Raw genomic sequence first — 8,671 nt, forward strand, 5'->3', positions numbered from 1 at the left:
TCGGCTGCTCCTTGCCATTGTCCAGCCGGAAGAAACTCAGCAGGGTATTGAGCATATCCCGCATACGGTCTGAGGATTGCTGTATGCTTTGAAGAAAATGCACATTGTTTCCATTGCTGCATTCCTTCCATAACAATTCGGTATAGCCGATTATTGTCGTCAATGGTGTACGTAACTCATGGGTAATAGTATGTACCACTTTCTTGCGGGAGGCTATGAGTGCCTCATTTTGCTCGATTGATAGCTTCAGTTGCTCGATTAGATCTGTCGTTTTTCGTTTGTACCGCTTGATACGTTTGGCATCCCTGTGTATGATTATATAGGAGATAATCAAAAGTAATAGAACGAAGCCAGTCAGACCTCCAATCTGTATAAACGACTGCTCACGCATGGTAGTTATCTCTGTGTTTCGCTTTTGCAAGTCAGCTTGTACTTTTTCATCCATTTGGCGAATTAGTTCTTGCAGTTGTCGGTTAAGTTCCATATTCCTTGCAGCAAGACTGTCGGCGTGTTCCGATAGATGGTGGCTTTGCGCCCGTTGCTCGGCTATCATATCCCGGTTGAGGGAATGGAGCATCGTGGTGGTTACGGTTGGTTTTGGTCTTTCCTTCTTGCCGAATATGCCAAGGAATCCTTTTCGCTTGGGCTTTTGTGGCTGCTCCTGTACGCTTTTCTGCACGATTACAGGTACCTGACGGGCTATCTTCTCGTTGAGAGCCTGCTGTTCGTCAAGTACTTGAACAATCCAGCGCATCTGCAGTTCTTTATCTGCAAGAAGATGGCGCACGCTGTCGATGCGCTCTACCGGATAAATCGTTTTGAAACGGCACAGCATACTGTCCATCGCCATACGCTGAATATGGTAACATTCTAAATCTTCATCATCCCATTCCAATACGCTTTCGCCTAAAAGAGAAAACTTTATCAGCTGGATATGGATAATGTTTATTTCCTTACGGAAACTCTCTATCTGCCGGTTCATAGTTTCTAGTCTCTCCATGTCCCGCCATTCGCTGAACCAAGTGTAAACGATACCGCTCATCAACAAAGCTATCAGCAGATAACCCATAGCCGTCAGTGTACGGATATTTTTTATTTCAATAACCTGTTTCATGAGACATCATAAGACCGCTATGTTTTTAGTTGAACTCATATCATCAATAGATAAAATTGGCGATGTGGCAAAGGACAAGGATAGGCATTATTATAAATTTCTCCTGACCCGTTTTAACAGTATCTTGCAGATTAACCTATGAAATGGTTTTATTATTGTAAAATAGAATTTTCCCATACGGTTATTGTATCTGACTTTTGTACTAACCGATAGATATAGACTGTCATTCATACGCTTTCCGGTCATAAATGCAATAACAAAATCAAGGTGTTTGTCGTTTTTGCTTATTGTCGCAAGGCGATCGGATTCGACAATGACAAAATCCGATAAATTCTTCTCTCCTTTCAGACCAAAAGGTTTTACTATGGCATTACGAAACTTCATCAAGGCAGTAATCCACTGCGGTGCGCAGAAGAATCTATCAGTCAATTCTTCTGCACTTATCAGCCGTGTGGTATGGACTATCTCACTGTAATTATCAGTATAATCAAAATGCTTGTTTAGTTCCATGATGCATAAAAAGATTTTACTATCACAAATTCTTCACCATATAGCGAATCACAACAGCTTTGACATTAGCTTCCGGGTATTTGTTTTGGTAATATGCCGTAAGGTCTTTATATAGCCATATCTCAACATTCTGCGGTGCAGGTGTTCGATTCTGAGCATATATAAACACATCATATTGCATTACAGTGTCTTCTATATCATCGCCTGTTACAAAATTAAACTCTCCATATCCGGCAACTTTACTTTCCGGCGGAAGGAGTTTATATGATTCAGGGAACTCTGTTGGTTCCTTGCCCCTGCTAATCAAAAATCCTTGATTAACAATGTGCATATCGACATCCAATAAGAACCATTTACGTGTTCCTGTAAAAGCAATATAACAACGCAAGCCTCCGAATTTATAGGTTGCATCGGTTTTAAGGTCATTTTCAATCTCATCTTTTTGGTCGGCTTCAATGGCATAAGCAAATTCAGGATTGATATACGGACAACGTTGCTCAAAATACCAGTCCGGGATGAAATGAGGAGGTAAATTTTCAGAGACCTTGCGTTCTTTCGATATGACTTTCAATAGCTCGTATTCAGTCCATGCCGGATCGCCCATGTTATAATCCAGACAGCTCGTTTCACTGATGCGTATTTGGTACTCATATCCTTCTTCATATTCAAACTTACCGATGCGTCCATGAGCCTCCCAATCAGTGGACTGCTCGTTTTTTACAGCATATACATCTGCAAGTACATTGCTACCACTCGATGTTAAAACACCGGGGAGTTTTACAGAAGCTACCGTAAGCGTGTATTCCTTATAACCGGTTATCTTCCTACCTTCTTCATCATTATCATTACACGCAGTCAGCCCTGCTATAGTAAGAATAGCTACCAATAGTATTGTGAAATAATTTTGTTTCTTCATTTTATTGTTTCTTTATAGTAAATTCCACCTTTGAAGACCTTTTGGGCAATAATTATATATTTCTCTCCATAGGGATACTTACAATACCCTTATTAAGCTCTTTTTTACCCACTTTTTTGAAACCTAAAGATGCATAGAAAGTTTCTGCATAGGTTGAAGAATGAACTGTTATATAAGTAAAATTACAATCACTCATCACATAATCAAATAGCGATTTTCCTATTCCTTGCCGATGATAGTGCGGCAAGACAAAGAAGAGGGATATATGTTGCTTTTCCCGATGTACACCAATTATTCCTATCAATAAATGCTTGTCAAAAGCTCCATATATGTCAAGTGCATTCATCAACGATGTGTCATACACGAAACTTTTAAAGGTTTCGATACCTTCTTGGGTGAAATCATTCCTGCCACATTCCATACATACTTGATAGGACAAATCGGCAGCATTGTTATATTCATCTTGTGTTAATTTGCGTATCATAATATTCATATCCTAAAATCAGCTTTTAGCAATTCATAACAGTGGCAATCTAAAAAATTCCCATTCTTGAAATAGGCATTACGATGTATGCCACATTTGCGAAATCCTATTTTCTCTAATACTCTCATTGATGGCATATTACCAGCATAAACATTTGCATAAACACGTATCACATCTGTATGAAAAAAATAGCTACGAATAGCAAGTACTAACATTTGAGTCATAATCCCTTTACCCCAATAAGGTTCGGCAAGCCAATACCCTAATTCAGCATTGTAGCGTTCCACGTTAATGCCACGAGAAAAACTTATGTTGCCGACAGCCTCCTGATTTACTTCGATGCAATAATTATTTTGTTCGCTTTGATTTAAAACGAATCGGATAAATTGTTGCGCATCGCTCTCAAAGTAAGGATATGGCAGACTATCACGGCAATTATCCCATATCTTTTTATTATTAAGATATTTAGCCAAAGTGGAAAAATCATCTTTAAGCCAACGTCTTATTTTGCATTTATCCATATCTATTCCTTTTGTTTTATTACTGCGACTTTCACTAACGCCAAAATTCTTCGTGGATTTGCCCGTTTGTCCGATGTGGAACTTACGTTAGTTGGCAGGTAATAAATAAGCAAAGAAAGAGAAGGCCTGCCAATACAATGCAGCCTATGACTAAGAGGGTGTTTAATAACAAAAGTTAAATCCTGAGCTGCGGATTTTGAGATGGATTCGGTTCTATGCAGAAGGAGCATAGCGGGCTATGTGACTGAGGCATAAAGCCGAATACGCTCAAAAGCCGCAGACATGATGCTATCTTTATGTCAGTCATATGTTTCATTCTTTTGTGATTTTTTGAAATTACCATCGCCTTGGTGTCTCTTTTGTTAACTGGCTGTTGCTCGTCGGTCACATAGCACCGCTATGCTTCCTCCTCACAGCCAGTCATTTAATCAAAAGATACACCACTCAGGTTTTAACTTTTGTTATTAAACACCCTCTAAAAAGGCTCTATTGAGTTTCTTACGCTCCAATTCCTCCTTTTCCAATGTATTCTTTCGAATATCCTCCAATTGTTCCAACGAGAGGTGGGAGGAGGGAGAGGAGACACTTACTTCGAGCAATCGGCGACGAGTTTCCTTCATCCGCTCACGCCCTATCTTGCACAGTGCCCTGTTCTCCTTATCTCGCTGGAGCATATCGCTCACACAGCCTAATGTCCCCATTTTATAGTTAATATTTAATGTTCCAACCTTGATGTCTCAATTTCTTTTTGTAGAATCTCAAAGATACGTTCTAAATCATGCCTGTGCGGGGGACTGATTTGAAAAGTACCGCTTTCTATTCTTGCATTGACCATCGGGGCGGTAATAACTGTATCATTAAATACAAAACCTATCCGTTGCCCAATAGCTTGTTCTGTAGCATCTGCCCAGACTTTTTGTTTCTGCTTATTTACACTTCCCGATATAGCTCGGAGACCATAATCATCAGAAACAAGTTCTATCGCAGCAAAATCCTTGACGGTTACAATCGGCCTGCTTGCAAGACTATCCTTCTGTCCGTCTGTGATAAGATACCAACCGTTTTCCTGATGCAGCATCGAAGCCTGCTTACATGAGACCACAAAGATGAATAAACAGCAGCCTATTACTCTTATTGCGGTTTGTGCATTTCTAAAAGTTTTCATCATATCAATGCAGTTTGGTCAATGCCGCCACTGATTTTTCCGGACGATAAGACTGAAGTACAATGCGATTCTTGGACTTTTCAATAACTGTCCAATTGCCTACCAAAGCACTATTCTTAAAAGTAATGATTCTACCATCTATGCAATAGTATAAGTCCCATACTGCAGAAGGATCACCGCTACCTTCACCATTGATACTTTTACCCTGAGTCTCAGTGAGAAATTCCACAATCAGATACTCTTCGTTTACGACCTCTTTTCCATCCGCGTCATAATCGCAAACACAAGCATTCCAGGTTGTTTGCAACAGTTCCGAAGCGGCCAATATTGGCTCAGAATCATTGTCATCATCACTGCAACTTGCCAATAGTCCAATATTTAGAAGCAATATCATGCTCCACAATTTAAGTTGATAGTTCATATTATCCAATTTTTTAGTTTTAAATACTACTGCAAAATTACGGGTATAAAACGAAACAACTCTCAAACTATTTTGAGAGTTGCATTACAGGCACATATTGGGGAGTATTATTCCTTGCCAAAAGCAATTTCCTTACGGATACGGCTAAGATAGGTCGGTGTGATTTGTAGATAGGAGGCAATTGGAACTCACTATAAAATAGCAATCTTCGCCATTTTGCAAGCAGTCGGAAAGTTCATCTTCCGTATGGTTACGGACAAGTAACGTAGCGAAGTCCTAACCTGACTGAAATAGGCTTTTATCGCCTTCATGCTTTTTGAGGATATTGCGTAAAACGCCTACCTATCAATATCGTTGCCCTACTTTTCCATATTCCACTTTTTATGCGTAACTTTATGAAGAAAAAACACTCTCCCCCTATGAGTATCAGGCACGAAGCCAATTACTATTAGCAGAGTCAAGAAAATGAAACAATTATCACTGTACCCAGGTTATAAATAGAGGTTGTATTTCACATATAGATTACGGACATTCCTAATATGTATCTCTATGTTATTCTAAATAGAATTCTCCTTTTAATGTTCCTTCGCTGAACTGTAAAGTAAATGTACCATTGCCGTTAGTGCAGTAGATTTGCCCTTCGGTCTTGTTGTAGGGAGTGATTTGGAAAGTACCCTCGTCTATCACTTCGCCATTCACTGTGGCGTATGACACTTTGTTGTCCTTGCAATACTGGCGGTAATCCCGATACGAAATCAGGGCATCGGCATCTGCTATATCTATCTTTTCTATCGTTTGCGGCTGGAGAAAAAATTCTTCCGGTGTATCCACAAACAGATTGATTCTCACAATATAGGCAATCTTGCCCCCTCTCTCTGTACTTAGATAGGTTTCAAACGTAGCTTCATATTGGCTATATTCCAAAAAAGGTGTGGGGTGCGTCGGACCAAATATATATGTGTAAGGTTGTTGGTCAATGTACGTTTGTCCGTTCAGTTCGGCTGTACATTTGGATTTGAGGTAGTTGATGCCGTCATGCTTTTCGCAGGAGGTGAGGCTGAGAAGGGTGCAGGCGATGATTGACGCAAGTAGGGTAAGTTTCTTTTTCATATTGTTGCTATTATAATATCTTTTGAAGAATAAATCAGTATCTATTAAGTATTCCTGAATCATTGTCTTTGTTTTGCATTTTTAATTTCAAGTTGGGCTTGTTTTTGCCGAATGTGAAATTATATACAATGTTGATATAGACCATATTGGCATTATTGATTATGCGTTCTGTTTCAGTTCGTTGTAGGAGTGATGTCCCTGATACAGATGTTGTCTGTTTCCACGAGTCATAGAATGGATATCTTATTCCTCCTGTCAAAGTGAGGTTTTTAATCGGACAGTACGACACTTCTACGCTTGCCATACTTGGAATTGTTTTCATTGTCTGACCTACAAGAGATTTCTTTTCAGTCTGATAGAATACCGAAACGCCCCATTTTTTGTAAGCTAAATTTATGGATGGGATAAAAGAGTATCCTGTATGATTCCATTTTTCGTTTCCAAAAACGTTGATTTGGTGGAATACTTCGGAATACAGTCTTAGTCGTAAAATATTATTTGAAAATGGATACCACTGTAAAAACAGGCTGGCTTTCATGTTCTGTGCATTATCCAAATTTCCGAATGTCTCAATGATATTCGTATCGTCTGATTGAAAAACTGGAGCTATGGCATCTTTGTCATAAGAGTACGCGACTTCTGCATTGAGAACAAATTTCTTAAAGCCTTTGAAATATGACAAAGACAGATCATGGTTGTTGCTTGGCTTTAGATTCGGATTACCAGCAAACAGATAATTGGCATCCTTGTAATAAGGATTATATGTCAATGAAGAAACGGCAGGGTTGTCTGTATTCACTTCATAATTGAATGTCAAGTCTGAACTTTCGTCTATGAAATAGCCAAGTTTTACTTGTGGTCTGAAATAAATGAACTTGTATTCCTTGTTATCTATTGTGGTAAATATATTTCCGTTTACTCCGGCACTGACACTATAATTGATTTTTTTTCCAAGCATACCTGTAGCTCCTATATAAGAATAGATTTCATTCGTCAGTGTCTGATTGTTTGAAGAGAGATTCTGCTGTGTACTGTTGTTGTGCATATACCGGGAACCGACATATAACTGTGCCGTCTTCATATTGTAGTTATATATGGCTTCTCCGATAAGCGAATACTTGTCGAGATTTATATCTGTTGCCGTTTCAAAGTCAGTCAACCCATCGCTCAACTCGGAATATTGATAATCATAATCAGATTTGTAGTAAGTCCCGACAAGGTTCATCGTCAACTCATGCCTGGCATTAAATGTTTTGCTGAAATACATATCCAATACAGGGCTAATGTATTTGTCTTTATCAGAACTTTGCCCGATCTTTTCAAATATCCTATCATTGACGGTAGATATAATATCCTGAGCGGAAGAGCGTCTGCGATTCAGGGAATTGAATGAGAGTTTGGTGCTGAAGATGTAGTTGTCCGATTTGGAGTTGTTGAAACTGATTTCAGCCATTTGCTGCTCATATGCGTATGGACTTTTCTTGCCATTTTTTTGCTTTTGATAAATTGTGCCTTCTACAGCATAACTTATATCTTCATCCAATATGCGTTTGTTGTAGTTGCGGTAATTAATGTTATATGTTACTCCAAGCTGTGAATTACCCCAGTTATATTTGAAATTCATTGCATTATTACCAAATCCGGTAGTAACAGCATTTTGGGTATTGATGCCTACAGAACCTCCATTGTGTTTTTCTTTGGTTATAACATTGATTACTGCACCCAACCCCATGTTGGAATATTGGATAGGCGGTTGGGTGTAATAATCTAATTTAGAAATATTTTCGGAAGAAATCACAGAAAGGTCAGTCGGCGTTGACGGTATGCCGTTTATAAGAATCTTGACAGCCTTTCCATCGACTGAATTTACATTATAATCAATAACCTGTATTTTGGGCAGGTGTTCCAATGCCAACAAAGCACTGCTATATTGCTTTTTTTCTATGTTGGTAAGTTTATATTCTTTTTTATCAGCAAATCTTTTGACCATGCTTGCAGCCACTACGACTTCATTCAATATCATATTATTTTCAGCCAATATTATTTCCCCTAAATCAAGAGATTGGTCTAATACTAATTCCTGTCGGTAGTCTGCATAACCGAGAAATGATATTTCAACGCTGTATTTGCCGGATTCTATTTTCTCGATGATGAATTGTCCGTTATCATCAGTTATACATCCTTTATGGTTCAGCGTGTCTTGTAATAAATGTATTATTATGCTTGCACCGGATATGGGCTGCGTTTCCTTGTTTTTAACAACTCCTTTTATTGTGTGCTGGCTCCATACTGGGGAACATAAAGCACTGCATAACATTAGAAAAATAGCACTTAATCTTCTCATAAGATTTGCAAGTTTTTTTTGTTGCAAAATTACGGGTATAAAACGAAACAACTCTCAAACTATTTTGAGAGTTGCATTACAGGCAC

10 protein-coding genes are annotated in these 8,671 nt (G+C 38.8%); all 10 read right to left on the reverse strand.

Annotated elements, in window-relative coordinates; genetic code table 11:
* A partial coding sequence (locus tag E5355_RS18415; protein ID WP_305764602.1) for a histidine kinase dimerization/phospho-acceptor domain-containing protein occupies window positions 1–1,114 on the reverse strand: 1,114 nt, incomplete at its 3' end.
* Between the two features lie 90 nt (window positions 1,115–1,204).
* A complete protein-coding gene (locus E5355_RS18420) occupies window positions 1,205–1,624 on the reverse strand; it encodes a DUF2867 domain-containing protein (RefSeq protein ID WP_136011482.1) in 420 nt (139 codons plus the stop codon).
* 22 nt (window positions 1,625–1,646) lie between these two features.
* On the reverse strand, window positions 1,647–2,540 hold the full coding sequence (locus E5355_RS18425) for a DUF4377 domain-containing protein (RefSeq protein ID WP_136011483.1): 894 nt from the start codon (window positions 2,538–2,540) through the stop codon (window positions 1,647–1,649).
* Between the two features lie 52 nt (window positions 2,541–2,592).
* Complete coding sequence (locus tag E5355_RS18430) at window positions 2,593–3,024, reverse strand: GNAT family N-acetyltransferase (RefSeq protein ID WP_130061727.1); 432 nt, start codon at window positions 3,022–3,024, stop codon at window positions 2,593–2,595.
* A gap of 5 nt (window positions 3,025–3,029) precedes the next feature.
* A complete protein-coding gene (locus tag E5355_RS18435) occupies window positions 3,030–3,545 on the reverse strand; it encodes a GNAT family N-acetyltransferase (protein WP_136011484.1) in 516 nt (171 codons plus the stop codon).
* A 464-nt stretch (window positions 3,546–4,009) separates the two neighbouring features.
* On the reverse strand, window positions 4,010–4,246 hold the full coding sequence (locus E5355_RS18440; RefSeq protein ID WP_246867000.1) for a hypothetical protein: 237 nt from the start codon (window positions 4,244–4,246) through the stop codon (window positions 4,010–4,012).
* Between the two features lie 14 nt (window positions 4,247–4,260).
* Window positions 4,261–4,713: a SecDF P1 head subdomain-containing protein gene (locus E5355_RS18445; RefSeq protein WP_025076950.1), complete on the reverse strand. Its 453-nt coding sequence runs from the start codon at window positions 4,711–4,713 to the stop codon at window positions 4,261–4,263.
* A 1-nt stretch (window position 4,714) separates the two neighbouring features.
* A complete protein-coding gene (locus E5355_RS18450) occupies window positions 4,715–5,131 on the reverse strand; it encodes a hypothetical protein (protein WP_121737376.1) in 417 nt (138 codons plus the stop codon).
* A 552-nt stretch (window positions 5,132–5,683) separates the two neighbouring features.
* A complete protein-coding gene (locus E5355_RS18460; protein ID WP_121737375.1) occupies window positions 5,684–6,241 on the reverse strand; it encodes a hypothetical protein in 558 nt (185 codons plus the stop codon).
* 34 nt (window positions 6,242–6,275) lie between these two features.
* Window positions 6,276–8,585, reverse strand: coding sequence for a TonB-dependent receptor (locus E5355_RS18465; protein WP_136011485.1), 2,310 nt, complete (start codon window positions 8,583–8,585; stop codon window positions 6,276–6,278).
* Window positions 8,586–8,671 lie beyond the last annotated feature (86 nt).

Origin of the sequence: Bacteroides muris (ex Afrizal et al. 2022), from assembly GCF_004793475.1 — a bacterium.
GTDB lineage: Bacteria > Bacteroidota > Bacteroidia > Bacteroidales > Bacteroidaceae > Bacteroides > Bacteroides muris.